Source organism: Pelovirga sp. C15f, from assembly GCF_057178085.1.
The window spans coordinates 900,447-926,892 of record NZ_JBXUCV010000001.1 but is presented as its reverse complement, the minus strand read 5'-3'; the positions used below and the strand labels follow the sequence as shown (position 1 = coordinate 926,892).

The 26,446-nt window shown below is 51.2% G+C and carries 21 protein-coding genes; 20 read left to right on the top strand and 1 reads right to left on the bottom strand.

All coding sequences use genetic code 11. From position 1 onward, the window contains the following. Window positions 1-22: 22 nt before the first annotated feature. The 7 genes from AC1931_RS04295 to AC1931_RS04265 all read left to right on the top strand — a co-directional run bounded on the left by AC1931_RS04295 (window position 23) and on the right by AC1931_RS04265 (window position 8,993). Window positions 23-892 carry a M23 family metallopeptidase gene (locus tag AC1931_RS04295; protein WP_483875989.1) on the top strand — a complete coding sequence of 290 codons (870 nt, stop codon included), beginning with the start codon at window positions 23-25 and terminating at the stop codon, window positions 890-892. Window positions 893-1,085: 193 nt separating this feature from the next. Continuing rightward, complete coding sequence (gene secA / locus AC1931_RS04290; protein ID WP_483875988.1) at window positions 1,086-3,776, top strand: preprotein translocase subunit SecA; 2,691 nt, start codon at window positions 1,086-1,088, stop codon at window positions 3,774-3,776. A gap of 31 nt (window positions 3,777-3,807) precedes the next feature. Further along, window positions 3,808-5,523, top strand: a complete 1,716-nt coding sequence (locus tag AC1931_RS04285) for a GAF domain-containing protein (protein WP_483875987.1) — start codon at window positions 3,808-3,810, stop codon at window positions 5,521-5,523. Between the two features lie 8 nt (window positions 5,524-5,531). Further along, window positions 5,532-6,710 (top strand): bifunctional glutamate N-acetyltransferase/amino-acid acetyltransferase ArgJ, encoded by a 1,179-nt coding sequence (gene argJ / locus AC1931_RS04280; RefSeq protein ID WP_483876165.1) that lies wholly within the window; start codon window positions 5,532-5,534, stop codon window positions 6,708-6,710. Continuing rightward, on the top strand, window positions 6,691-7,416 hold the full coding sequence (gene deoC / locus AC1931_RS04275; RefSeq protein ID WP_483875986.1) for a deoxyribose-phosphate aldolase: 726 nt from the start codon (window positions 6,691-6,693) through the stop codon (window positions 7,414-7,416). The genes argJ and deoC overlap by 20 nt, the downstream gene beginning before the upstream one ends. Beyond that, window positions 7,395-8,564, top strand: coding sequence for a phosphopentomutase (locus AC1931_RS04270; RefSeq protein WP_483875985.1), 1,170 nt, complete (start codon window positions 7,395-7,397; stop codon window positions 8,562-8,564). Before deoC ends, AC1931_RS04270 begins: the two co-directional genes overlap by 22 nt. Window positions 8,565-8,609: 45 nt before the next feature. Further along, the gene (locus AC1931_RS04265; protein ID WP_483875984.1) at window positions 8,610-8,993 is read left to right on the top strand and encodes a DUF2914 domain-containing protein; all 384 of its coding nucleotides are present in this window, start codon (window positions 8,610-8,612) and stop codon (window positions 8,991-8,993) included. Window positions 8,994-9,063: 70 nt separating this feature from the next. Here AC1931_RS04265 and AC1931_RS04260 read toward each other — a convergent pair whose 3' ends face one another. Then, complete coding sequence (locus AC1931_RS04260; protein ID WP_483875983.1) at window positions 9,064-9,486, bottom strand: Ros/MucR family transcriptional regulator; 423 nt, start codon at window positions 9,484-9,486, stop codon at window positions 9,064-9,066. Window positions 9,487-9,735: 249 nt separating this feature from the next. Between AC1931_RS04260 and AC1931_RS04255 the strand changes: the two genes are divergently transcribed. From AC1931_RS04255 to AC1931_RS04195, 13 genes are all read left to right on the top strand, one after another. Continuing rightward, window positions 9,736-10,773 carry a deoxyguanosinetriphosphate triphosphohydrolase gene (locus tag AC1931_RS04255; protein WP_483875982.1) on the top strand — a complete coding sequence of 346 codons (1,038 nt, stop codon included), beginning with the start codon at window positions 9,736-9,738 and terminating at the stop codon, window positions 10,771-10,773. Window positions 10,774-11,030: 257 nt separating this feature from the next. Continuing rightward, window positions 11,031-11,483: a chemotaxis protein CheW gene (locus AC1931_RS04250; RefSeq protein ID WP_483875981.1), complete on the top strand. Its 453-nt coding sequence runs from the start codon at window positions 11,031-11,033 to the stop codon at window positions 11,481-11,483. Continuing rightward, a complete protein-coding gene (locus tag AC1931_RS04245) occupies window positions 11,480-11,962 on the top strand; it encodes a chemotaxis protein CheW (protein ID WP_483875980.1) in 483 nt (160 codons plus the stop codon). Before AC1931_RS04250 ends, AC1931_RS04245 begins: the two co-directional genes overlap by 4 nt. Further along, the gene (locus AC1931_RS04240) at window positions 11,934-13,682 is read left to right on the top strand and encodes a response regulator (protein ID WP_483875979.1); all 1,749 of its coding nucleotides are present in this window, start codon (window positions 11,934-11,936) and stop codon (window positions 13,680-13,682) included. The genes AC1931_RS04245 and AC1931_RS04240 overlap by 29 nt, the downstream gene beginning before the upstream one ends. A gap of 166 nt (window positions 13,683-13,848) precedes the next feature. After that, window positions 13,849-16,515, top strand: coding sequence for a valine--tRNA ligase (locus AC1931_RS04235; protein WP_483875978.1), 2,667 nt, complete (start codon window positions 13,849-13,851; stop codon window positions 16,513-16,515). A gap of 381 nt (window positions 16,516-16,896) precedes the next feature. After that, window positions 16,897-17,571 (top strand): succinate dehydrogenase cytochrome b subunit, encoded by a 675-nt coding sequence (locus AC1931_RS04230; protein ID WP_483875977.1) that lies wholly within the window; start codon window positions 16,897-16,899, stop codon window positions 17,569-17,571. 11 nt (window positions 17,572-17,582) lie between these two features. After that, window positions 17,583-19,499, top strand: coding sequence for a fumarate reductase/succinate dehydrogenase flavoprotein subunit (locus AC1931_RS04225; RefSeq protein ID WP_483875976.1), 1,917 nt, complete (start codon window positions 17,583-17,585; stop codon window positions 19,497-19,499). Continuing rightward, window positions 19,499-20,251, top strand: a complete 753-nt coding sequence (locus AC1931_RS04220) for a succinate dehydrogenase/fumarate reductase iron-sulfur subunit (RefSeq protein WP_483875975.1) — start codon at window positions 19,499-19,501, stop codon at window positions 20,249-20,251. The genes AC1931_RS04225 and AC1931_RS04220 overlap by 1 nt, the downstream gene beginning before the upstream one ends. Before the next feature lie 151 nt (window positions 20,252-20,402). Then, entirely contained in the window at window positions 20,403-21,389 is a 987-nt protein-coding gene (locus AC1931_RS04215) for a bifunctional riboflavin kinase/FAD synthetase (protein WP_483875974.1), read from the top strand. After that, window positions 21,389-22,249, top strand: a complete 861-nt coding sequence (aroE, locus tag AC1931_RS04210) for a shikimate dehydrogenase (protein ID WP_483875973.1) — start codon at window positions 21,389-21,391, stop codon at window positions 22,247-22,249. Before AC1931_RS04215 ends, aroE begins: the two co-directional genes overlap by 1 nt. Before the next feature lie 21 nt (window positions 22,250-22,270). Next, complete coding sequence (gene pilB, locus AC1931_RS04205; protein ID WP_483875972.1) at window positions 22,271-23,971, top strand: type IV-A pilus assembly ATPase PilB; 1,701 nt, start codon at window positions 22,271-22,273, stop codon at window positions 23,969-23,971. 103 nt (window positions 23,972-24,074) lie between these two features. Next, window positions 24,075-25,187: a type IV pilus twitching motility protein PilT gene (locus tag AC1931_RS04200; protein ID WP_483875971.1), complete on the top strand. Its 1,113-nt coding sequence runs from the start codon at window positions 24,075-24,077 to the stop codon at window positions 25,185-25,187. Window positions 25,188-25,235: 48 nt separating this feature from the next. Then, window positions 25,236-26,444 carry a type II secretion system F family protein gene (locus AC1931_RS04195; RefSeq protein ID WP_483875970.1) on the top strand — a complete coding sequence of 403 codons (1,209 nt, stop codon included), beginning with the start codon at window positions 25,236-25,238 and terminating at the stop codon, window positions 26,442-26,444. Window positions 26,445-26,446: the final 2 nt, after the last annotated feature.

The following is a 26,446-nucleotide window of genomic DNA, read 5'->3' as shown; positions in this document are numbered from 1 at the left end:
ACCACAGATAGCAGGGAAGAGGATGTCGAAATCCAGATATTTAAAGTTGATCCTTGTTTCCGCCTCGGGGAGCAGGGTGAGGTCTTTACGAATCAGAAAAGCCTTTCTGGGGTTGACGCTTTGTTCTCTGCTTCTGGGTGGAGTGCTTTTTTCGTTTTTTGCCTGGAACTATGGGTCCCACCGGATTGAGTTTCAAGAGTTACAGCGGTTACGCATTGAAGCCAGTGATCAGCGCCAGAATTTGCAGCGCCTGGTCCTTGATGTCGAACGTTTGCAGCAGGATCTCGCCTCCCTGGCAATGTCTGAAGCACGGATTAGGCAGTTGGCCAACCTCGGAGATAATGGTCGTTTGCTCCCCGTGGCGATGGGTGGACAGCCGGATGAGGGAAATACTTCGCTGAGTGAAATTCAACAACAGATCAATGCTCTTCAGATAGACATCGAGTTGCGCCGCCAGGCACAACAGGATGTCCGCAACCTGCTTAACGATCAGATATCCATCAGTCGTTCGACACCCAAGGGGTGGCCGACCCGCGGTTGGCTCTCTTCCTATTTCGGTAAGCGTAAGTCCCCCTTCACCGGACGCACAGTGATGCATGAAGGGCTTGATATCGCTGCCAATACCGGTACCCCCGTAGTTGCTCCGGCAGACGGTATTGTTGCGCGGGTTGAATATTCATCGACTTACGGCAACACGGTGGTTATCGACCACGGTTATGGCTATCAGACCCTCTATGCCCACAACTCAAGGAACCTGGTCAAAGTAGGCCAGCGGGTTAAACGTGGGGAACGCATTGCCCAGGTTGGCAACACCGGTGTCTCAACCGGCCCCCACCTGCATTATGAGGTGCATCTCAACGGTGTTCCCATCAACCCCCGGACTTTTCTGTAGATCTCTAATTATTTTATCGTTTTTGTAGTAACTATCGCCTCCTTCATTATGCTCATTAGTGCTTGTGAGCCTTTCTCGCCATGTGTTACTATGCCGCCGTTCAGCTACGGTGGCGTGCCTTTATATTCCCTTTTATGATTCACATTTTTTTCGCATCATTTTTTGTTGATGTTTATTGGAGTACCTACCTCACATGATTCGTCATCTTCTCGTTAAAATGTTTGGCAGCAAAAATGAACGTAATCTGAAAAAACTGCGGCCACAGGTCGAAAAAATTAATGCTCTGGAACCTGAATTCGAACAACTCAGCGATGCACAACTTCAGAATAAAACAGCTGAATTTCGCCAGCGCCTGACCAAAGGTGAGGAGTTGGCCCAGTTGTTGCCTGAGGCCTTCGCAGTGGTACGGGAGGCCAGCAAACGGGTTCTTGGTCTGCGTCATTTTGATGTCCAGTTGATCGGTGGCATGGTTCTCAATGATGGCAAGATTGCTGAGATGAAAACCGGTGAGGGGAAGACCCTGATGGCCACCCTGCCGATCTATCTGAATGCCCTGCCGGCCAAAGGGGTACATGTTGTTACCGTCAACGACTATCTGGCGCGCCGTGATGCGCAGTGGATGGGGACCATCTATCGTTTTCTGGGTTTGAGTGTCGATTGTATTGTGCATGGTCTTACTGATGCCCAGCGCAAGGCCGCATATGGCGCTGATATCACCTATGGCACCAATAACGAATTTGGCTTTGACTATCTGCGCGACAATATGAAGTTTGAGCTTGAGGATTATGTTCAGCGGGAATTGCACTATGCCATAGTCGACGAGGTCGATTCGATCCTCATTGATGAAGCCAGAACCCCTTTAATTATCTCCGGTCCAAGTGAAGACTCCAGTGAGCTGTACTACAACGTCAACCGGATTATTCCACGTCTTGAAAAAGGAGAGGTCATTGAGGAGCGCGACGGCAAAATCGGTCAGACGGTCAAGCGTCATACCGGTGATTTTACCGTCGATGAAAAGGCTAAATCCGCATCTCTGACCGAGCAGGGTGTTGCCAAGGTTGAACAGCTGCTGAATGTCGAAAATCTCTACGAGCCCGGCAATATTGAACTGGTCCATCACGTCAATCAGGCCCTCAAGGCCCATGCTTTGTTTGAGCGTGATGTTGATTATGTTGTCAACGAAGGCGAGGTCCATATCGTCGATGAATTTACCGGGCGTTTGATGCCGGGTCGACGTTGGAGTGATGGTCTGCACCAAGCCGTTGAGGCTAAAGAAGGGGTAAAGATTGCCAATGAAAATCAGACCCTGGCGACGATCACCTTCCAGAACTATTTCCGTATGTACAACAAACTGGCGGGGATGACAGGTACCGCTGATACTGAGGCCTCTGAATTTCAGGAAATCTACAGGCTGGAAGTGGTAGTGATCCCGACCAATCGGCCGATGCAACGGATCGACAAATCCGATGTGATCTATAAAACCGTCAAAGAGAAATTCCTGGCGACGGTGGAAGATATTGCCGATTGTCACCAGCGGGGTCAGCCGGTGCTGGTGGGTACCATTTCCATCGAGAAGTCGGAACTGCTTTCCGAGCATCTCAAAAAACGTGGTGTGCCCCACCATGTCCTCAATGCCAAGAAGCACGAGCGTGAAGCCTTTATCGTTGCCCAGGCCGGTCGTAAGGGTGCGGTAACCATTGCTACCAATATGGCCGGTCGTGGAACCGATATCGTTCTTGGCGGAAATCCGGAGATGCTGGCGCGCAGTGAAGCTGCCACGGCTGAAGATCCGCAGGCGCGCTTTGAAGAGTTGCTGCCGGGTTATGTTCAGCGCTGCCGCGCCGAACGCGAGGAGGTCCTCGCTGCCGGCGGCTTGTATATCCTTGGTACCGAACGGCACGAATCACGGCGTATCGATAATCAGCTGCGTGGGCGTTCAGGCCGTCAGGGTGACCCCGGTCAAAGCCGTTTTTATCTGAGTCTTGAAGATGATCTGCTGCGGATTTTCGGTTCTCAGCGCGTTGCCTTTGTCATGGACAAGCTCAAGATTCCTGAAGGTGAGCCGATCGAACATGGCATGATCAGTAAAGCGATTGAGAATGCTCAACGCAAGGTCGAAGCTCACAACTTCGACATCCGCAAGCACCTGATTGAATATGACGATGTCATGAACAAGCAGCGTGAGGTGGTTTATACCCAGCGGCGCGAGGTGTTGGCCGGTGAGCAGCTCAAGGACACCTATGTGAGTATTGTCGATGAAACCATCGAGGATATGATTGCTTCTTTTTGTCCCGACAAAACTCCTGCCGCTGAGTGGGATTGGGATCGCCTGATCGAGGATTTCTTCAACCAGTTCTATTTCATGCCGGCGCTTGAAGCAGTTGATCGTACCAAGGCAACGCGTGATGCCCTGGAAAAACAGCTGAAAGATCTGGCGCATCGGCGTCTTGACGAAAAGACCGAAGAATTCACCCCTGAGGTCATGCAGCAGTTGATGAGGGTACTGTTGTTGCAAGCTCTTGATTCCCAGTGGAAGGATCACCTGCTGTCGATCGATCATCTTAAACAGGGGATTGGGCTGCGTGGTTATGGCCAGAAAAATCCCAAGCAGGAGTACAAGCGTGAAGCTTATGCCCTGTTTATGGATATGATGGGGCGGATACGTCAGGAGGTTATCCAGAAAATTTACCGTATTCAGCTGGCACGCCCGCAGGATGTCGAACAACTTGAGGCACAACAGCGCCGTCGTAAAATCATCATGAACCGTTCGGACACTGAAGAGCAGGGGAAAACACCGATCACCCGGGATGAAGAAAAAGTCGGACGTAATGATCCCTGTCCCTGTGGAAGTGGCCAAAAATACAAAAAATGTTGTGGTAAGTGAGTTCTTTTCCTGAGGGATGCTTTGGTGAAAAATGGCAGATAAGGGGCGAAAAAATACGACTGAACTACCGGCCATTCTACTCGTCAGTGCCGCGTCCCAAACGGTTCAGTACCTTCAGCAAATCCTGGCAGAAATCGGCTGCCCGTTGCTGTGTCTTGACCGCGGTACAGGGATAGCCGGTTTTCTTGATCAACATCATGTCAGCATGGTCTTCTGCGATCTGACCCTGCCGGATATCAGCGGGATGGACGTGTTGCGCATCACCCGTCAGCATAGTTCGGCGATCCAGGTGGTGATGTTTTCTGCAGCACAGGACTTCAAGACCTTGCGCGAGGTACTTCGAGAACGCGCCCTTGATTACCTGACCCAGCCTTTTTCCCCCGATGAAGTTCTGGCGAGTGCCAGACAGGGGATCAGCTCCTACTATCATCACCTCCATCAGGATGAGGCCCGGCGCGAAGCCCAGCGGCGGATGGCCGATCTGGTCCTGCTGAAGAAAGTTGGCGAAACCGCAAGCAGCGGTGGCGATCTGCAGCAGCTGTTCGACCAGATTCTTGACTCAATCGTTCAGTCTGCCGGCGTTGAACTGGCTTCTTTGATGCTCCTTGAAGAAGATGGAATGCTTCATATCGCCTCGGCCCGCGGGCTCGATGCTGATGTCGCTAATCGGGTGCGGGTTGCCTCGGGCGAAGGGATCTCGGGACATGTTGTGGCAACCAAAGAACCGGTGCTGATTACCAACATTGAAAAGGATCGCCGCTTTACCAGCCTGGATGCCGGTCATAAATACAAAAATCAGTCGCTGCTTTCCGTGCCGATCTTTATTCGTGATGCCCTCGTTGGGGTTATCAACGTCAACAATAAGGTCTCCGGTGCGCCTTTCGATCTGGATGATCAGAGTCTGCTCGTGACGATTGCCAGTCAAGTTGCTCTGGCTATGGAAAACTTTGACCTGGTACACCATCTCCGTCGACAAACTGCGGATCTTGAACGTATCAATGAAGATCTGGTCAGATTAAATCGTGCCCGTACCCGTTTGGTCTGTAACCTTTCCCACGAATTGAAAACCCCGCTCACCTCCATTATGGGTTATGTCGACCTTTCTCTGTCTTTTTATGAGAAACTCAGTGACGCTGAACTACAGGAAAATCTCAAGCAGGTGCGCGAAGAAGGACAGCGCCTCGATCGTCTGGTCACCGGGATGTTGCGGCTGTTTTCCATTGAATCGGAGCGGGAAATCTGGCGTTGGAAAGCTTTCGGGGTTCCCTGGCCCATTGCCGATGCCTTTCAGTATTTCAGTAGCCGCATGACCGCTCTGGGACTGGAGATTGAAATCGATATTGATGAGGAGATGCCTGATATCTATGCCGATCAGGAGAAGTTCGGTATGGCTTTTCATGCCATGATTGATAATGCCGTTAAGTTTAATCGTCCCGGCGGACTTCTGCGGGTGCGGGCTTGCCCGTGTCAGCACGAAGGCCTTGAATATGTCTACGTGCAGATTTACAACGACGGTCGCAAAGTACCGATTACAGCACTTGACAGCATCTTCAGTTCCTACACTCAACTGGGCAACATAGACACGGAAAAACCCCATGGTGTCGGCATCGGGTTGGCGTTGACCAAAGTTGTTATTGACCGGATGCTCGGCGATGTGTTTCTTGAAGAAGTCAGCGACGAAGGCACCAGTTTCGGTATGCTGCTGCCAACGGAACAGACCTACAATATTCTCAAGGGGGATTCATGACGGAACATGTGATGCCGAATGGTTATCGTTTTTCTGCTGTCGGCAGCGGCATCAAAAAATCCAACAAGCTGGACATGGCACTGATCGTTTCTGATTGCGCCGCCAACTGCGCTGGCGTTTTTACCCGCAATCAGGTCATTGCCGCCCCGTTAGAGGTGACGCGCCCGCGCATTGCTGCCGGACGTTGCCAGGCGATTCTGGTGAACAGTGGCAACGCAAATGCCTGCACCGGTTCAGAGGGAATCCAGCGTGCCGAGCAAACGGTAACGATAACGGCCGCAGCCCTGGGCATTGAAAAAGATCTGGTTGCTGTCTCTTCCACCGGCGTTATCGGTGTGCCGTTACCAGTGGCCCCGTTCGAACGCTCTATCCCCATGCTCGTTGCTGATTTACACCCGGGTCAGGCCGAAGCGGTTGCCCGGGCAATGATGACGACCGATGCCTTTACAAAAATTGCCAGCGCCAAAGAGCAGGATGACAATCCCTATGGCATTCTTGGCATTGCCAAAGGCGCCGGGATGATCCATCCAGATATGGCGACCATGCTGTGCTTTGTGTTAACGGATGCCCGTATCGACAGTGACTTTCTGCAGGAATTGCTGCATTGTGCGGTAGCTGAGAGTTTTAATTCAATTACCGTTGATGGTGACACCTCGACCAACGATACGGTGCTGGTACTTGCCAATGGCGCCGCCGGCGGTGAGCTGATTCGTCCCGGAACTGAAGCTGCGACAATTTTTGCCGGTCATCTGAACAGGGTACTGCTGGACCTGGCAAAAATGATTGTCAGTGATGGTGAGGGGGCAACAAAAATGGTTCAGATCAGGGTCGTCGGGGCTAAAAATGCCGATGATGCACGCACGGCCGCCCGTTCGGTGGCCACCTCCTCCCTGGTAAAAACTGCCTTTTTCGGTGAAGATGCCAACTGGGGGCGGATTATCGCAGCGGTGGGCTACTCCGGGATTGAGCTTGATCAGGGTCGTATTAATATCAGTTTTGATAACATTCCAATTGTAGCTTCCGGGGTCGCAATCGACCCTGACAGTGAGGCTCAAGCCAGTATTGTGCTCAAAAAAGAAACTTTCGTTGTCACTATCGATCTGAATATGGGAGCAGGGGAAGCCAGCTACTACACCTCTGATCTCAATTATGACTACGTTAAAATCAATGCCGCTTACCGTACCTGACCGCCCTTCAGCGGCCAACCTGGCTGCTATGATTGATCATACGCTGCTCGCTCCTACAGCTACCTCAAGGCAGATTATCAACCTGTGTGAAGAAGCTGTAGAGTGTGGTTTTGCCTCCGTTTGTGTTCCTCCCTTGCACGTTTCTCTGGCGGTGCAGCGCCTTTACGGCTCGACAGTGAAGGTCGGCAGTGTTGTCGGTTTTCCCTGTGGGTACAGCGGTCTACGTCAGAAAGTACAGGAAACTGCCGATTTGGTAGCGGCTGGTGCTGAAGAAATTGACATGGTGATTGCCCTGAATCATCTGCTGGAAAAACGTTTTGATCGCCTTGAAGAAGAGGTTGCCCAGGTGGTGATGGCGGCCCAGGCGGCGAGCGTCAAAGTGATCATTGAATGCTGTTATCTTGACAGCGCTCAGAAAATTGCGGCCACGTTGAGTATCATTAAGGCTGGGGCAGCTTTTGTCAAAACCTCGACCGGTTTCGGTTCATCCGGTGCTCTCGCTGAAGACGTCCGGCTGCTGGCGCGAACGGCGCAGGCGCGGATAGGTGTCAAGGCCGCCGGAGGCATTCGCTCCCTGAAAAGCTGCTATGAGATGATGGCGGCAGGAGCAACGCGCATCGGCACCAGTTCAGGGGTGAAGATTATAAAAGAGATGACCGCAGTTGACGATTCATCGGGAGGATTATGTACAAGCGGGTCCTGCTGATTGTTTTTGATGGAGTTGGCGTTGGCGCGCTTCCGGATGCTGCCGCTTATGGTGATGAAAACGCAGCCACCCTGCAGCATGTTGCCGCCGCGGTCGGCGGTATTCACTTGCCGCAGTTAGAACGCCTTGGGCTTGGCCGTATTGTACCACTTGCCGGAGTAACCCCGACCCGGCGGCCGCTGGCAAGCTGGGGGAAGATGGCGGAGCAAAGCGCCGGCAAGGATTCGGTTACGGGCCATTGGGAACTGACCGGGGTTATACAGCAGCATCCATTTGCAACTTATCCTGCTGGTTTTCCAATTGAGATCGTCGATCTTTTTGCCAATATCGCCGGGGTCAAGCCCCTTGGCAATACGGCGGCCAGTGGTACCGATATTCTGCGTGATCTTGGTGAAGAACATCTGCGCAGCAAGCGTCCCATTATTTATACCAGTACTGATTCGGTTTTTCAGATTGCCGCCCACGAAGATATTCTTCCCCCGACCCGTCTTTATGAACTGTGCCGCGCCACCTTTGAAGCCCTGCGCCCCTATGGTATCTGTCGGGTGATCGCCCGTCCATTTCGCGGTGAGAGTTCAGATACCTTTTATCGGACCAGTGGCCGTCACGATTTTTCCTGCTTGCCCCCGGCCGACACCTTGCTGGATCTGTTGCACAAAAAAGGGATCCCAACTTGCGGTATCGGTAAAATCGGTGATCTTTTTGCCGGAAGGGGTTTGAAACAGAGTGTTCCAACAACCGACAACAGGATGGGAATGGCGGAAATTCTTGCTGCCTTGGATCAAATTTCTGCTGGCCTGATCATGGCAAACCTCGTCGATTTTGATATGGTTTACGGACATCGACTCGATGTCGAAGGTTTTGCAGCCGCCCTGGTAGAGGCTGATCGCTGGTTGGCGCAACTGTTGCCACGTCTTAAAAGAGATGATCTGCTGATCATCACCGCTGATCATGGCTGCGACCCGACAACACCCGGAACTGACCATACGCGTGAATATGTCCCCTTGCTGGTATATGCACCGGATTTGAGTGAAACGACCAATCTGGGAGTACGTGAAAGTTTTGCAGATCTCGGCGCTACCCTTGCTGAGAATTTTGGACTAGAATGTCGGGCAGGCAAAAGTTTTCTGGCCAGTATCAGGAATTGACCTGGTATCCAATTGACCATTATTGACATCTGAGGGACTTAAATTATGTTTAATAAACTATTTTTATTTGTGATTTGCTGCACTGTGGCGTTTTCTGTTCAGGCATCGGACCTTCAGGTTGTCGATGTTTCCATTACCAGCGCCATCGAAAACCGCATGCCTGTGGACAGCCTGGAGGTTTATCCTGCTGATTACGGAAAGCTGTACTGTTTCACCCGGATTGTCGGAGCCGCCAGCGAGAGGCAGATCACCCACGTGTGGTTTTATGAAGATCAGGAAATGGCTCGAGTTACCCTGCCGGTACAGTCAGCAGACTGGCGCACCTTTTCTTCAAAGCGGTTTCTACCGCAGTGGATCGGCCAGTGGTCTGTGGTCATTGAGGATGAGCAAGGATCTGCCCTTGCCAATGTGATGTTTCGTCTTGAGTAGGGTGATGACAGAGGCCAACCCGGGGAGATAGCTGATGACCTATCCCCCTGGGTTGTTATGCGTTACTAGATTACTTTTTGCTGCGACTGGCTCGTGCCTTGGCCAGATTGTCGGCAAGACCTCGTTCAACCGCCATTTGTCGCCGGCTTTCGGAATAATTCTTAGCTGCCAGTGATTGCGTACGAGGGATGTCATAGGCTTTTCGATATTCTCCAGCAGTCATACCATGAGCCGTTTTCAGGTGGCGTGAAAGAGTTTTAAATCCCTTGCCACAGATCATGCAGTAAATAGCCTCTTTACCAAAGGCTTTCTTGCGACTGACTATCGGGGCTGAGTCATCGCCAGGTTCCGGCGTAACATTTTCCCCTTTTTCCAGCGCCACCAGGGCGGCATGGACATCACTTAGCTCGGCGATGAGCTCTTCCTTGGTCATTGGTGTTGTTGATGCGTGCGCCGCAATAATATCAGCCGCCATTTTCATGATAGTGGACATTCTTTTTCTGGCCTCCTTTTTAGTTTTTAGGTGTAAAGAGCTATTCTTTTTTTGATTTTATGGAATTAAAATAGCCGTTGTTGTTAACTAGAACATCCTGCACTAAAAAATCAAGAGGAAATAGTTATTTCTATTCAAATAATCTATCATCTGTCAATTTTTAGTTCATTATTTTTTTTATAACTAACTGAAACTGAAGTCACCGTAATTATGCCAGTGACTTTGGAAAATAATCAGATCAAGGTGCACATGAACATACGAGAAAAACAAGAAAAAAACGAGATGGAACATTTAGCTCACGGTGCCTGTTTAAGTGTCAATAGTAAAGGTCGTTTGCGCAAAGGCAAAGTATGTTCTATACGCACGGCTTTTCAGCATGATCGTGATCGTATCCTTCACAGTAAGGCCTTTCGTCGATTAAAGTACAAAACCCAGGTTTTTCTGTCTCCGCAAGGGGACCATTATCGTACGCGCATGACCCATACTCTGGAAGTGGCACAAGTAGCGCGGACAGTGGCGCGTGCTCTGGAGTTGAACGAGGATCTTACTGAGGCAATCGCCCTGGCTCACGATCTTGGCCATACGCCTTTTGGCCATGCCGGCGAGCGGGTGCTTCATGAACTGGTGCCGGGGGGCTTTCATCATGTCAAACAAAGCCTGCGGGTTGTTGACGTCCTCGAAAACGAGGGTGCCGGATTGAATCTGACTTTTGAAGTGCGGGACGGAATCCTTCACCATTCGAAAGGGCAGGGCGGTTCCCTCATGGCAGCAGTAACGCAGCGGGCTCAAACCCTGGAAGGTCAGATTGTGCGTCTTGCGGATATTATTGCCTATGTCAGTCACGATCTGGATGATGCTATCCGGGGCGGGATTATCAGTAACGAGGACGTTCCGAGAGATATCGTTGCTGTTGTTGGTGAGCGACATTCGCTGCGAATTAACCACATGGTGACCGATCTGATTCAACAGTCTGTTCCGTCTGATCGCCTCATTCAATTGTCACCGGACATGGATCAGGCTATCTGTGCCCTGCGCAGCTGGTTGTTTGAACATGTCTATCAGGCTCCTTGTGTGCAGGCCGAATTCGACAAGGCCGCAGCCCTGTTGCGCCAACTCTTTGGGCATTTTATGGATAACCGGGATGTTTTTCTCGCTTGTGGTGGTCATCAGTGCCCGGGCGACAGTCTTGCCGTTTCGGTTGCTGATTTTGTTGCGGGGATGACTGATCGTTTTGCCCTGTCATTGCATCGACAACTGTTTTTACCACAGCCTTGGCGGGTTATGTGACGAGCCATCGGTTAGTAGCTTGACACTTTCTAATCTTTATGCTAGCGTCGCTGCAGTTTATATGGAAAATCAGCAAGTTTGGACCTGTTGAGAAGGCTTTCGCAAAAAAGCTATTTTGAGATTGGCGAATTGATAAACGCCAAAATCAAGGCGCGCGATTGTCGAACATTGAGGCGTACTTGCGTACGTTAGAGCCGTGAGTCGATTCCAGCAACGCAGCGGTTGGTGTGCTTTTGCGACGCCATCTTTGAGGGGTCATGACAAAAGCTGATGGAAAGATGCTGATATTTGTTCTGGCAGGTGTTCGCTTTGTGCTTGATCTGGATCATGTTGTTGAAGTGCTGGAGCAGTTGCCGGGGAGTCTAGATGTGCAGCGCAGTGATCTGCGCCAGGGCATTGTCGCCGCACTGGAGTTTCGGCACACAGCCATTCCGGTGATTGATCCGACCCTCTCGCTCGGGTTGGTGTCAGATATCGGCCTTTCACAACGTGGTGCTCTGGTGCTGCGGGGCTCGGAAGGAAACTGGGCGATTCTGGTTGATCAGGTGGAAGGGCTGGTACCGAATGCTCTGCTCAGCAGGGCACATGTTCCGGCGTTGCTGCGGACTGTTCCAGGCTATGCTGATATCCAGGTTCTGCTGTTAGAAGACGCGCCGCTTATGGTATTTGAGCCGGAACGTTTTTATGGCATAAGCCGAGCACGCGTATGACAGCATTTGGTCTTTTCCAAACCGGTAAACATGATTATGCTGTGCCTTTGGCTCAGATTCGCAGAATTATTCAGGGCAATCCAATTTATCCGTTGCCGTTATTGCCGGCGGTAGTGGATCATGTGCTGGTTCATGAGTCGACCTTGGTTCCCATCGTGTTTTTTGGTCAAACGGGCGACAGGAGCGTTGGCTCATCCGAAACTGAGTGTTTCGTACTGGTTGATTCTGAATACGGATCTTTAGCCTTTGTAACCCAACCCAACAGTCGTATTATTGCGGCCCATAAAGGAACCCTGGTGGTTCCGCGCGAAAGGGAAGCGCCCTGTCTGGTTGGTACTTTCTATTATCAAGAGCGAACTTTTAACATTCTGGATGTGGACGTGTTGGCCATGGAAATAACCCGGGGGAACGGTTCGATTTGCCTGACGCTGTCAGGTGCAAGGAGGCTCAATGAAGAAGAAGCTGCTGCTGGCCGATGACAGTATTACCATACAAAAAGTTGTCGGAATTATTTTCGCGACCGAAGATTATGAACTGCTAACTGTCAGCGATGGTGACAAGGCCTTTGAAATGGCATTGGTCCACAAGCCCGACCTGGTGATTGCCGATATCGCGATGCCTGGAAAAAACGGCTTTGACCTTTGTCGGGAGATCAAAAGTCATCCCGACCTGGGGACCACATCCGTGTTGCTGCTTCCCGGTGCTTTCGAAGAGTTTGATGAAGCCAGAGCGGTAGAGGTCTGTGCTGACGGTTGGCTGACCAAACCATTTGAATCCCAGGCGCTGATTGACAAAGTAACGGCTCTTTTTGAGATGCCCCCCTTACGTCTTGCTGATGCCACGGATAGTGACGTTGCAGATGAATCTTCGGAGCTAGAGGACTCTGCAGCACCGGCAGTTGTTGCGGACGCTGATACCTCCTTCGCAACTGAAGAGGACGTCTCCGTCGACCTGGAAGAACCCGGCGCTGATCTTGCTGATGAGGTTGCCGAGACCGCTGACACGAGAGAAGATACTGATGGTGAATTGTGGGACGAAGTGTCGTTTGAGGAGGAAGATCTCAAGCCGCAGGAGCTGCTTGCTGCAAGTGATGAGGATGAAGAAGAATCGGCAGACCATTCCTCTGACGAGAGTGATTTATATGAGCCGGCCCAGGGGTTGACTCCCGAGCAGCTTGCCCCCTATGTCTCAACGCCATCATCAGCTACACCATCAGAAGATTCTGGTATGCCTGATTTTGAGCCGCTAAATGATGAATCGAAAGAAGAATTCGAATTTGTCACCGATCAACCTGCCAACGAAGAAGATGCCGAAGTGGAAGAATCAGCCTTCGGCGAAGGTGTTGAAAAGGATGAGCTCGCCGAGGGCTTCGCATTTGAGTCTGAAAATACTCTGGAAGCTGACAATAGTATTGATAGCGCAACGACTGAAGACGACGAGCTGGAATTGATGGAGGAGGAGCTTGATCAGGAGGAAGAACTGATCGAGGATTCCGCAAACTTTATTGACCTGACGGCGGCCGAGGAAGAAGTGGCTGATGAAGTTTCTGCTGACGAAGAGGCTTTTGCTTTTGCTTCAGATGATGACACAAACGATGATGAGATCCTTGATCTGACCGAAGGTGACGTGCTTGAGGAAGATGATGCCGTGGTTGCCGCACCCCTTGAAACGTCAGTATATGAAGCTTCAATCCAGGGGTATGACAATCTTTCCGTTGCGCCACAGAACCAGGTCGCTGATGAAGAAGAAGTGACAGGTCTATCAGTTGACACGAATGATGAGAATCCTTTCGCTGATGTGGACGAGAGTATGGCGGTCACTGAGGACGATGTTGAACCAGTTGCCGACTCAACCGTCGATTACGAGGCCGAGTTTGAAGAGTCAGATTTGGTTGAGGTAGAATCTGAAGAGAATCCAGAATCCGAGGAAATCGCAGCGGAGACTGGACAGTTTGAGTCGGAAACCTTTGAGCCTCCACCGGCTGGCACTGATACGCTGTCATCTGCCGAGATGGTCGAAGGGCAGCTTCAACAGTTGTCCGAAGAAGAGGTCGCCCGGATTGTCGAAAAAGTAGCCGGCCCGCTGATCGAGCGACTTGCGCGCGAAATGCTGGAAAAGACCGTCTGGGAGGTTGTTCCAGATCTGGCAGAAACGATGATCAGTGCCGAAATTGAAAAAATCAAGCGTGGAGAATCCTGAGATAAGGATCTTTATTCAGGCAAACAGGAAAACCAGTAAAACACCGGCGGGGAGGCAAAGGAGATCTTGACATCTTTTGCCTCCCCGCTTTATTGTCCCCGTCGGAAGCACCCCTCCTCCATATAAATCATATTACCTTGATTGCAGTAAAAAGGACCTAGATACAATGAGCATATCATTGCCCAAGGCTTACGATCCGGCACAGATAGAACAAAAATGGTTTGATATCTGGGAGCAGCGCGGCGATTTCTGCGCCCACGATGATTCAACGCGACCGGGTTATTCCATTGTTATTCCACCACCCAATGTCACCGGTGTCCTGCATATGGGGCACGCCCTGAATAACAGCCTGCAGGATATTCTGTGCCGCTGGAAGCGGATGTGTGGCTATGAAGTGCTGTGGATGCCCGGTACCGATCATGCCGGTATTGCGACTCAGAACGTGGTGGAGAAGCAATTGCATGCCGAAGGGCTGGATCGTCACGAACTCGGCCGTGAAGCCTTTATCGAGCGGGTGTGGCAATGGCGACAGACTTCCGGTGGCCAGATTATCAACCAGCTCAAGCGCCTTGGCGCGTCCTGCGATTGGCAGCGTGAACGTTTCACCATGGACGAGGGTTTATCTAGGGCGGTACGTGAAGTTTTTGTGCGTCTTTACCAGGATGGCCTGATTTACCGGGATAACCGCCTGATCAACTGGTGCCCACGCTGTCATACTGCCCTGTCTGATCTGGAAGTAGAACATGATGACAAAAAGGGGCACCTTTGGCACTTGCGCTATCCGGTTGTCGGCAGCGATTGCCATCTGGTCGTAGCAACCACGCGTCCGGAAACCATGCTGGGCGATTCAGCAGTTGCCGTTGCCGCCGATGATGAGCGTTATCGTGACCTGATCGGCAAAACCGTGATGCTGCCGTTGGTCAATCGTGAAATTCCCATCATCGCTGACGAGTATGTTGATAAGGAGTTTGGCAGTGGGGCTGTCAAGATGACCCCGGCCCATGATTTCAACGATTTTGCCGTGGGCAAGCGCCACGACCTGGAATTTATTAATGTGCTCGATGAGTCGGGGTGCATCAATGAAAATGGAGGCATTTATCAGGGAATGACGTCCGCCCAGGCGCGCAAGCAGGTTGTTGCTGATCTTGACGCACTGGGTTTGCTCGCCAAGGTTGAGGATTATACCCATGCGGTGGGGGAATGTTATCGCTGCCATGCCGTGATCGAGCCCTACATGAGCAAGCAGTGGTATGTCGCCGTCAAACCCTTGGCCGAACAGGCCATTGCCGCAGTCGAAAGCGGGCAAACAGCGATTATCCCCCGGCAGTGGGAAAAAACCTATTTTGAGTGGATGTACAACATCCAGGACTGGTGTATCAGTCGTCAGATCTGGTGGGGCCACCGTATCCCTGCCTGGTTCTGCTCCCACTGCGACCAGATCAGTGTGTCCCGTGAGGATCTCAGTTCCTGCGAGCATTGCGGCAGCACCGCTATTGAGCAGGAAACCGATGTCCTTGACACCTGGTTTTCATCTGCATTGTGGCCCTTTTCAACCATGGGTTGGCCGGACAAAACCCCGGCCCTGAACAAATTTTACCCAACCAGCTGTCTGGTTACCGGTTTTGATATCCTGTTTTTCTGGGTTGCGCGGATGATGATGATGGGGCTGCGTTTCATGGACGAGGTTCCCTTCAAAGAAGTGTATATCCATGCCCTGGTACGTGATGCCCAGGGACAGAAAATGAGCAAGAGCAAGGGAAATGTTATCGATCCCCTGATCGTGATTGATGAATATGGGGCCGATGCCTTTCGTTTTACCTTGTGTGCCTTTGCTGCCATGGGGCGTGATATCCGTCTGTCTACCGATCGGATCAGCGGTTACCGGCATTTTGTCAATAAATTATGGAATGCCAGCCGTTTTGCGTTGCTCAATCTGGAGGACTTTGATCCGACGACCATCGATTTCTCTTCAGGGGAGCTAGCCCCGGCAGAGCAGTGGATTCTGCACCGTTTTGATCAGACCGCCACGCAGATGAATCAGGCCCTGGCAGATTATAGATTTAACGAAGCTGCTTCTATTCTCTATACCTTTACCTGGCACGAGTTTTGTGACTGGTACGTCGAACTGAGCAAGCAACCTCTCAACGGTACTGATCCTGCGGAACGTCATCGAACCCAGATGGTTCTTTTTACCGTTCTCGAAAGTCTGTTGCGGCTGGCGCACCCGATTCTGCCCTTTGTCACCGAGGAAATCTGGCAGGCTCTGCCGGGGCAACGTCCTGATAAGTCAATCATGATGACAGCTTTCCCCCGTGGTAGCGGTATCGCCATTGATGCCCAGGCGGTTACCCAGATGGAAATGATCATGGCGATTGTTTCAGCCATTCGTAATGTGCGCGGTGAATTGGATTTGCCGCCGGGACAAAAGATCAGGGTGTTGCTCGATTGCAAAGATGCGTCCACCGTGGAGCAGATTCGCGCTGGAGAGGCTGCCATCGGCAGTCTGGCGCGGGTGGAGGAATTAGTTGTCGGCGTAGCTATCGAGCGCCCCGAGGATGTAGCGACCCAGGTGGCTGGTAATGTCGAGGTCCTCATTCCTCTCAGCGGCTTGATTGACCTTGAAGAGGAATCCGCGCGCCTGAAAAAGGAAATCGAGAAGATTCAGAAGGATGTTGATTTTTTTACCCGTAAGTTGGGCAATAAAAAATTTATCGAGAACGCTCCGGAGGAAGTGCTTGAAAAGGATCGGGCGAAACTGGCGGCAGCACAGCAGAAGTGTGAGATCCTGACCCAGGGGCTCGAAAAAATTCTTGTGCTGCAGAAAAAGAACTGAACATCAGCTTTCGTGTCCGGATTCTTTTTTGCCGGCGTGGTTTGTCGTTGATCCGGAAATTAGTTGCCATTAGAATTTACCAAACCACGGTTTTTTTTGTTTAAATTTATAACAATGTTTAGTATACAGTATACTGTTTGCACCTATCGCCCGTAATGCAGCTCAAGGGCTTTGCAATGGAATGAACGACACCGAAAGGATGTCACATGGACAGGAGGATTGATTCCTGGCGCGCATCGCCGGGGCAGTGGTACAAGGCTTGTTTTCAGGAGGAGAGAAGGGCCGGGCCTGACCGGTAGGCACAGGAGCTGAACAACGCTGATTGAATTCGGGAAAGTACCCTTCATTGGCAATCATTCACACTCTCGAGGGAAATGAACTATGAATCTGTTAACGAACACTGTGGGAAGAAAGATTCTGATGGCTGTGACCGGTCTGATGCTGATCGCGTTCATTACAGTCCATCTGATCGGCAATCTGTCGGTTTTTGCAGGCCCCGACAGCATTAATGCCTACGCCAAGGCGCTGCACGATCTCGGTCCTCTGGTCTGGTTGTTCCGTTTGGGAATGGTGGCTCTGTTTGCTATCCACATTACCTTCGGTATTCAACTGTACATGGAGAATAAGGCTGCTACCCCCGATCCTTATGCCATTGAAAAAACCCTGGTCACGAGTTTCTCTGCCAAGACCATGATTTTCACCGGTCTGATTATCCTGGCATTTTTGCTCTACCACCTGCTTCATTTTACCCTTCAGGTCACTAATCCGTCGATTTCGGCGGTTAATCTTCCCCTTGATGCCGCCTCCCGACCCGACGTGTACAGCATGATCGTGCTCAGCTTCCAGAAGGTCTTCATTGCGCTGATTTACATCGTTGCGATGGTCGCCCTGCTGTTGCATCTGGCTCATGGTATTTCAAGCTGGGTCCAGACTCTGGGTTGGAACACCGGTCCGAGTCAGGACAAGGTGATCTCGATCGGTAAAGTACTGGCTATCGTGTATGGTCTGGCGTATATCGCCATTCCTTTGTTTATTCTCGCTCGCATTGTGAAATAAGGGGGCTTATTGTGATATTAGACGGAAAAGCACCTACAGGTCCGATTGAAACTACATGGGACAAACATCGCTTCGATATGAAGCTGGTCAATCCCGCAAACAAGCGCAAGTTCAAGATTCTCGTTGTGGGTACCGGTCTTGCCGGCGGCGCCGCAGCTGCTTCTTTAGGTGAGCTTGGCTACAACGTTGAAGCCTTCTGCTATCAGGACAGCCCCCGCCGCGCTCACAGTATCGCCGCTCAGGGCGGGATCAACGCGGCTAAAAACTATCCGAACGACGGTGACAGCATTTATCGTCTGTTCTACGATACTGTTAAGGGTGGCGACTTCCGCGCCCGTGAAGCCGATGTCTGGCGTCTGGCGCAGGTATCCAACAATATTATTGATCAGTGTGTCGCCCAGGGCGTGCCCTTTGCGCGTGATTATGCCGGATACCTTGACAACCGCTCCTTCGGTGGTGCTCAGGTTTCCCGGACCTTTTATGCGCGTGGTCAGACTGGACAGCAGTTGCTGCTCGGCGCTTATTCAGCCCTGTCTCGGCAGATTAAAAATGGTTCGGTAAAAATGTTTGCGCGCCGCGAAATGCTTGACCTGGTGGTTGTTGATGGTGCTGCCAAAGGGATCACCTGCCGCAATCTCGTGACCGGTGAAATCGAATCCTACTGGGGCGATGCCGTTGTCCTGGCGACCGGTGGCTACGTCAATGTCTTTTACCTGTCGACCAATGCCATGGGTTGTAGCGTTACCGCCAAGTGGAGAGCGACCAAAAAGGGTGCCTACATGGCTAACCCCTGCTATACCCAGATTCACCCGACCTGTATTCCACAACACGGCGACAAACAGTCGAAGCTGACCCTGATGTCTGAATCCCTGCGTAATGACGGCCGCGTCTGGGTCCCCAAAAAAGCTGAAGATTGTGGCAAGCACCCCTCTGAAATTTCCGAACCGGATCGTGATTACTTTCTCGAACGCAAGTATCCTTCCTACGGTAACCTGGCCCCACGAGATATCGCTTCCCGTGCTGCTAAGGAAGCTTGTGATGATGGCCGCGGCGTTGGCGAGAGCAAGCGTGGTGTCTTTCTTGATTTCCAGGCCTCCATCGACCGTCTGGGTCAATCGACCATCGCCGAGCGTTACGGCAACCTGTTCGATATGTACTATAAAATTACCGCCGAAGATGGTTATGAGCGCCCCATGCGTATTTATCCTGCCCCGCACTACTCCATGGGCGGTTTGTGGGTTGATTACCAGTGCATGAGCAATATTCCAGGGCTCTTCGTTCTTGGTGAGGCCAACTTCTCGGTGCATGGTGCCAATCGCCTCGGAGCTTCTGCTCTGATGCAGGGTCTGGCCGATGGTTACTTCGTCATTCCTTACACTATCGCTCCTTATCTGGCCTCGATTACCCCCGGTCAGTTCAAGACCGATCATGACGCCTTCAAAGAGTCGCAGCAGAGCATTAAACAGGAAATTTCCAAGATGCTGTCGATCAAGGGTAAAAAGACAGTTGGAGAGCTGCACCGCGAGCTTGGCAACGTTATGTGGGAGGATGTTGGGATGGCGCGCAGCGATGCCAGCCTCAAACATGCCCTCAAGCGTATTCCGGAAATTCGTGAAGAGTTCTGGAACAACGTCAATGTCACCGGTGGTGCCATGGAACTTAACCAGCAACTCGAGAATGCCTGGCGTTTGGCTGACTTCCTTGAGTTCTCTGAAATGATGGCTACCGATGCGCTGCACCGCGAAGAGTCCTGTGGTGGGCACTTCCGGGTTGAGCATCAGACCGATGATGGCGAAGCGATGCGTAATGATGAAGACTTCTGCTATTCGGCTGCCTGGGAATTTAAAGGTACCGGCAAGGCTCCCGAGCTGCACAAGGAGCCCCTGAAATTCGAAAACGTCAAACTTGCCGTAAGGAGCTATAAATAATGAAACTTACATTGCATGTATGGCGCCAGAAGGGGCCAGAAGAAAGCGGAAAACTGGAGACCTACAAAGCTGACAATATCAGTCCTGATCAGTCTTTTCTGGAAATGCTTGATGAGGTTAATGATGACCTGATCAAGACAGGAAAAGATCCCATCGCTTTCGACCACGACTGCCGTGAAGGTATCTGCGGCATGTGTTCACAGGTGATCAATGGCCGTCCCCATGGGCAGCAGGAGCTGACAACGGTTTGCCAGTTGCATATGCGCGAGTTCAACGATGGTGATGAAATCTTCATCGAGCCCTGGCGGGCCAGAGCTTTCCCGATCCACAAGGATCTGATTGTTGACCGTACCTCTCTTGATGTGATCATGCAGGCCGGTGGTTACACCTCCTGTCATACCGGGGGAGTTGCTGATGGCAATGCGCTGCTGGTCAGTAAACCAGTGGCTGATTATGCGATGGATGCTGCTGAGTGCATCGGTTGTGGCGCCTGTGTCGCCGCCTGCCCCAACAGCTCGGCGATGCTCTTTGCCAGCGCCAAGGTTGCCCAGCTTGCTGTTCTCCCTCAGGGTAAGCCGGAAGCGAAACGCCGGGTCAAGGCAATGACTGAAACCATTTTGTCAGAGGGTTTCGGCAACTGTACCAACCACTATGAGTGTGAGGCGGCCTGTCCAAAAGGAATCAGTGTCAAGTTTATCGCTAAGCTCAATCGGGAGTACCTGAAGTCGTTGATTCCCAGTTCAACTGAGTAAATATCTCAATATCTCAGGTTTTTTAAGGGCGAACCGGCGACGGTTCGCCCTTTTTTTTGCGTTGATCCCATTTAGCCCTTGTCTCTGGCAGCATACAATCGGTACTATCCAAGACACTGTTATTGTTGGATTTTAAAAGGTGGCAAGTATTGTGATTACCATTGATTCCTTAACCAACATCCCTGACGATTTTACCCCGAGTGTGGTTACCCTGGGTAACTTTGATGGCGTTCATCTAGGCCATCGTGCCCTGTTTCGACATTTGGTTACAATTGCACGAACAGAGGGGTTGCAGTCGGTTGTCTGCACTTTTTACCCACATCCTCTCAAGGTCCTTGCTCCCGATAAAGCCCCGTTACTGCTTAATACCAGAGAAGAGCGGCGCCGATTGATTGCGGCTTCTCATGTTGATTGGCTGATTGAAATCCCCTTTGATCGATCCTTTGCCCGGCAATCTCCGGAAGAGTTTGTTGATAACGTGTTGCTCAACCGATTAGCGGCGCAGAAACTTGTTGTCGGTTATGATTACGCCTTCGGCAAAGGACGTCGTGGAACACCAGAATTCCTCAGGGAGTATTGTGCCGGAAAGGGTGTTGCTGTCGACATATTACAACCGGTCAATGTTGCTGGGGCTCCATACAGCTCTACCCTTATTCGTCAATTGATCAGCGCCGGCCGGGTCGCTGAAGCTCTGCCTTTACTTGGTCGCCATTATAATCTGTTCGGTGAGGTGGTCAGTGGCTTTCAACGTGGTCGCGAATTGGGTTTTCCGACGGCTAATTTAAGTACGGAGAAAGAACTGATTCCTGCCCCCGGTGTGTATGTAGTCAAGGTGCGCCATGGCGATCTTGAATATGGTGGGGTCGTCAATATCGGCTACTGCCCGACCTTTGGTTCTCATGACCTGACCATCGAAGTTCATCTGCTTGACTATAGCGGCGAAATTTATGGTGAAAAATTAAGAGTCTATTTCATCGAGCGGTTGCGGGATGAAGCCTCATTCGGCAATGTGAGTGAGTTGAAAGTGGCGATAGCGGCAGACGTATTAAAGGCACGACAAATCCTGCAGCGGGTGCAGGTTGTTCAGTTTTACGAATACCTGGCATCCAGTGCGGGACCCGATGGAGCTCCGGAATAATGCAGAAAGTTACCGGGAATTCAGCTGTCTACGGCATTTTTGGTGATCCGGTTGGCCATTCACTGTCACCGCTGATGCATAATGCGGCTTTTGCTCATTGTGCTTTAGACGCCATCTATGTTCCGTTTCACGTAACGACAGATGTCCTGGCCGCCGCCGCCGCCTCATTGAGAACTCTCAATATTAGAGGGATCAATGTCACCGTCCCGCACAAAGAAGCGATTATCCCATTCTTGGATCATGTTGATCCGATAGCGAGGCAAATTGGCGCGGTTAATACGGTGGTGAATGATGGCGGTCGGTTGCTCGGCTACAATACCGACAGTAGTGGTTTTATCCGATCCGTGAGTCAGGATCTTGGTTTTTCTCCCCAGGGCAAAAAGGTGCTGCTGTTGGGTGCCGGGGGCGCCTGTCGGGCAGCTGTGCAGGCACTCCTGGCGGCAGAGGTGTTACAGATAACCATTGCAAATCGGACTCTTCAACGTGCGGTCGACCTGATTACGGACTTTAGAACAAATGCTTCGAAACACCATCTGGCGGCTGTAACTTACTGTTCGACTGAATTTTTACAGGCTGTATCAGAGGCAGATTTACTGGTGAATACAACCTCTGTCGGCCTGCATGGGGAATCTCTCGATTTTCTCCCATTGGAGAATATTAAAGGTAGCGCATTAATATTTGATATGGTATATTCCAAAACCGGTACGGATTTGGTTCGGACAGCTCACCGTCGGGACTTAACCTGCGTTGATGGTTTGAGCCTGCTCGCCGCACAGGGCGAAGATGCCTTTTTGATCTGGACTGGGGAGCGCTTGCCTCACGGTTTTATGCGTCAACAATTGTCTGAATATTTGTATTAAATGGGAAAGGAATAACGGCATATGAGTGTCAGCCGGCTGGGTGAGTTGCTGATCAGAAACCAGATGATTTCTGATGATCAACTGGCAAAAGCAATTTCTGCACAGAAAAGCGAGGGGATACGACTTGGTGCGGCACTGATTAAGCTGGGCTATGTTCAAGAACACGATCTTGCTACCTTCCTTTCCAAACACTACGGTGTTCCTTCCATCGATCTAAGAGAGTTTGACGTTGATCCTGCGGTTATAAAGCTGGTCCCTGCAGCAGTCGCTCAGAAATATCAATTGCTGCCGATCAACCGTGCCGGCGCGACCCTGATTGTCGCCATGTCCGATCCTTCGAATATTTTTGCCATCGACGATATCAAATTCATGACCGGCTATAATGTCGAGGTTGTTGTTGCTGCCGAAGCTGCTGTCAAAGAGGCAATCGACACCTACTATGATCAATCAGCATCCATGGCCGATGCTTTAAGCGAATTTGACGATATTGATCTGGAACTGGTCGGTGATGACGAAATCGAGAATATTAATGAGCTGGAAAAAGCCAGTGAAGATGCACCGGTTGTCAAGCTTGTCAATCTGATTCTTACTGATGCAATTAAAAAGAAGGCCTCTGATATCCATATTGAGCCATATGAGCATATGTTCAGGGTGCGCTACCGGATCGACGGTGTACTTTACGAGGTGATGAAGCCGCCGCGCAAACTGAAAAACGCCATCACTTCCCGCTTGAAAATCATGGCTAACCTCGATATCGCCGAGCGTCGCCTTCCCCAGGATGGTCGTATCAAAATCAAGCTGGCCCGTAATCAGGAAATGGATTACCGGGTCAATTGCCTGCCGACCCTGTTTGGTGAAAAAGTCGTTCTGCGTCTGCTCGATAAAAGTAATCTGCAGCTGGATATGACCAAGCTCGGCTATGAAGAACAGGCCCTGAAATGGTTCAAACATGAAATTCACAAGCCTTTTGGCATGGTGCTGGTTACCGGTCCCACCGGTAGCGGTAAGACGGTTTCCCTCTATTCAGCTCTGTCAGAGCTGAACAAGGTCAGTGAAAATATTTCGACCGCAGAGGATCCGGTTGAGTTCAACTTTGCCGGCATCAATCAGGTCCAGATGCACGAGGAAATCGGTCTTAACTTTGCCGCTGCCCTGCGGGCTTTTCTGCGACAGGATCCGGATATCATCATGATCGGTGAGATTCGTGACTTTGAAACCGCTGAGATTGGTGTCAAGGCTGCCCTTACCGGTCACCTGGTGCTGTCAACCCTGCACACCAACGATGCTCCTAGTACTGTCAATCGACTCCTGAACATGGGGATTGAACCATTCCTGGTGGCTTCGGCAGTCAATCTGATATCTGCGCAGCGTCTAGGCCGCAGAGTTTGTGCAACCTGTAAAGAGCCGGTCAAACATCCCATCGAAGCCCTTACCACCGCAGGTGTGCCCGCGGATGAAGCAAGCAAGATCACCGTTTACAAAGGGCGTGGTTGTGCTGAGTGTAATGATACCGGATATCGCGGGCGGGTTGGTTTTTATCAGGTTATGCCGATGTTTGAACCGCTTCGTGAAGCAATTCTGGCCGGTGCCAATACTGCTGAAATTAAAGAAGAATCGATGCGTCTCGGGGTTAAAACCATGCGCCAGGCAGCACTGACCAAGATGGCGGAAGGGGTGACCACGTTGGAAGAGGTGTTAAGGACGACGATTGCGGATGATTAAGGGCCGAATCTGGAAGACAGAATATAGAATTCAGAATATTGAATTTTGACTTCCAATGCCCTGCTGCTTGTGGCGGGGTAGTTTACTCACGAGGGTTACCTGTATGGCGAACATGCACCAGTTACTTAAAAACATGATTGAGCAGGGGGCATCTGACCTGCATATCTCGACCGGGACCGCACCTCAGATCCGCATCGACGGTAAAATGCAGACCCTCGATGGACCCAAAATGACGGCAGCTGACACTAAGCAGCTCTGTTACAGTGTCTTGACCGATGCCCAGAAACGCCGCTTTGAAGATGAAAACGAGCTTGACCTGTCCTTCGGTGTCAAGGGGCTATCGCGCTTCCGTGGCAATATTTTTGTGCAGCGTGGGGCGGTGGCAGGTGCCTTTCGCGCTATTCCCTTCGAGATCAAGAGTTTTGATGATCTCGGACTGCCGCCGGTAGTCAAGAGTCTGTCGAAAAAACCACGTGGGCTGATCCTGGTGACCGGACCGACCGGCAGTGGTAAAACCACGACCCTGGCGGCTATCATTGATGCGATCAACTCTGAACGCAGTGAACATATCATCACCATTGAGGATCCGATTGAGTATATCCATTCGCATAAAAAATGCCTGGTGAATCAGCGCGAAGTTGGTGCCGACACCAGCACATTCAAAAAAGCCCTTAAATATATTCTGCGACAGGATCCGGATGTGGTACTGCTCGGGGAATTACGCGATATCGAAACCATTGAGGCGGCACTAACGATTGCTGAAACCGGCCACTTGTGCTTTGCCACCCTGCATACCAACTCCTGTGTGCAGACCATGAACCGGATTATTGATGTCTTTCCCACGAATCAGCAGTCGCAGGTGCGTACCCAGCTTTCATTTGTGCTTGAAGGAGTCTTGTCCCAGGCCTTGTTACCCAAAGCAGACGGTAAGGGACGTTGCATGGCACTGGAGGTCATGGTCCCCAATGCGGCGATTCGTAACCTGATTCGCGAGGACAAGATTCATCAGATTTATTCCCAGATGCAGATCGGTCAGGACAAGTTTGCCATGCAGACCATGAACCAGTCACTGTTTCTGTTGGCCCATAGTCGCCAGATCAGCGAGGATGATGCTTTGACGCGTTCTCATGATCAGGATGAGCTGCGCCAGATATTTGCCAATCCGCAGGCGGTGTTAAGCCGTAAGCGAACCATCAGTCCCGATCGGATGAAGTAACAGATCGCTGATAAAGCCCGCAAAAGCCAAATGTGAAAGGGGAGGACCATGCCGAAGTTCACCTGGACAGGCCGGTCGAAAGACGGAAAAACTCATAAAGGAACCATGGAAGCTGTCAACGAAGGGGCAGTAACGGCCAGTCTGCGGCGTCAGGGAATCCAGACCACCAAGGTCAAGGCAGCCGGCGGCATTAATGCCGATATCAACATCAATTTTCTGCAGCCGAAAATAACGACCAAGGATATCGTCGTCTTTACCCGCCAGTTTGCCACCATGATCGATGCCGGCTTGCCGCTGGTTCAGTGTCTCGATATCCTTTCGAATCAGCAGCCCAATAAAACCTTCAAGGATGTGCTGCTGAAAGTTAAGTCGGATGTTGAATCGGGTTCAACCTTTGCCGATGCCTTAGGCAAGCATCCGAAAGCCTTCAATGACCTTTACGTCAATCTGGTCGCTGCCGGCGAGGTCGGTGGCATCCTTGATACGATCCTCAATCGTCTTGCGGTCTATATTGAGAAGGCACTCAAGCTCAAGAAAAAGGTCAAAAGTGCCATGACCTATCCAACCACTATTGTCGGTATCGCTGTGGTTGTTATTGCTGTTATCCTGATTTTTGTTATTCCGGCCTTCGAAAAAATCTTTGCCGATTTTGGTGGCGCGCTGCCGGTACCGACCCAGATTGTTATCAACATAAGTAACCTGATCCAGAATTATATTGTCATTATTATTGCGCTGTTCTTTTTGGCAATCTTTGTCATCAAAAAAATCTACGCCACCGACAAGGGCCGCCGGGCTTTTGATCGTTGGGCATTGAAGCTGCCGGTGTTCGGGATGCTGATTCGCAAGGTCGCCGTGGCCAAGTTTGCCCGCACCATGTCGACCATGATCTCCAGTGGCGTACCGATCCTCGATGGCCTTGATATTGTTGCCAAGACCGCCGGAAACCGCACTGTTGAAGATGCCATTAAAATGGTGAGAAGCAGTATCAGTGAAGGGAAAACCATTGCCGAACCCCTCAAGGAATCAGGCGTCTTTCCGCCCATGGTCTGTCAGATGATCGAAGTAGGGGAGCAGGCCGGAGCCCTCGATACCATGCTCGGTAAAATCGCTGATTTCTATGATGATGAGGTGGATGATGCCGTCAACAATCTGACCGCGATGATGGAACCGATGCTGATGCTGTTCCTCGGAACCACTGTTGGTGGTCTGGTTATCGCCATGTATCTGCCGATCTTCCAGATGGCCGGGAATATTTAACG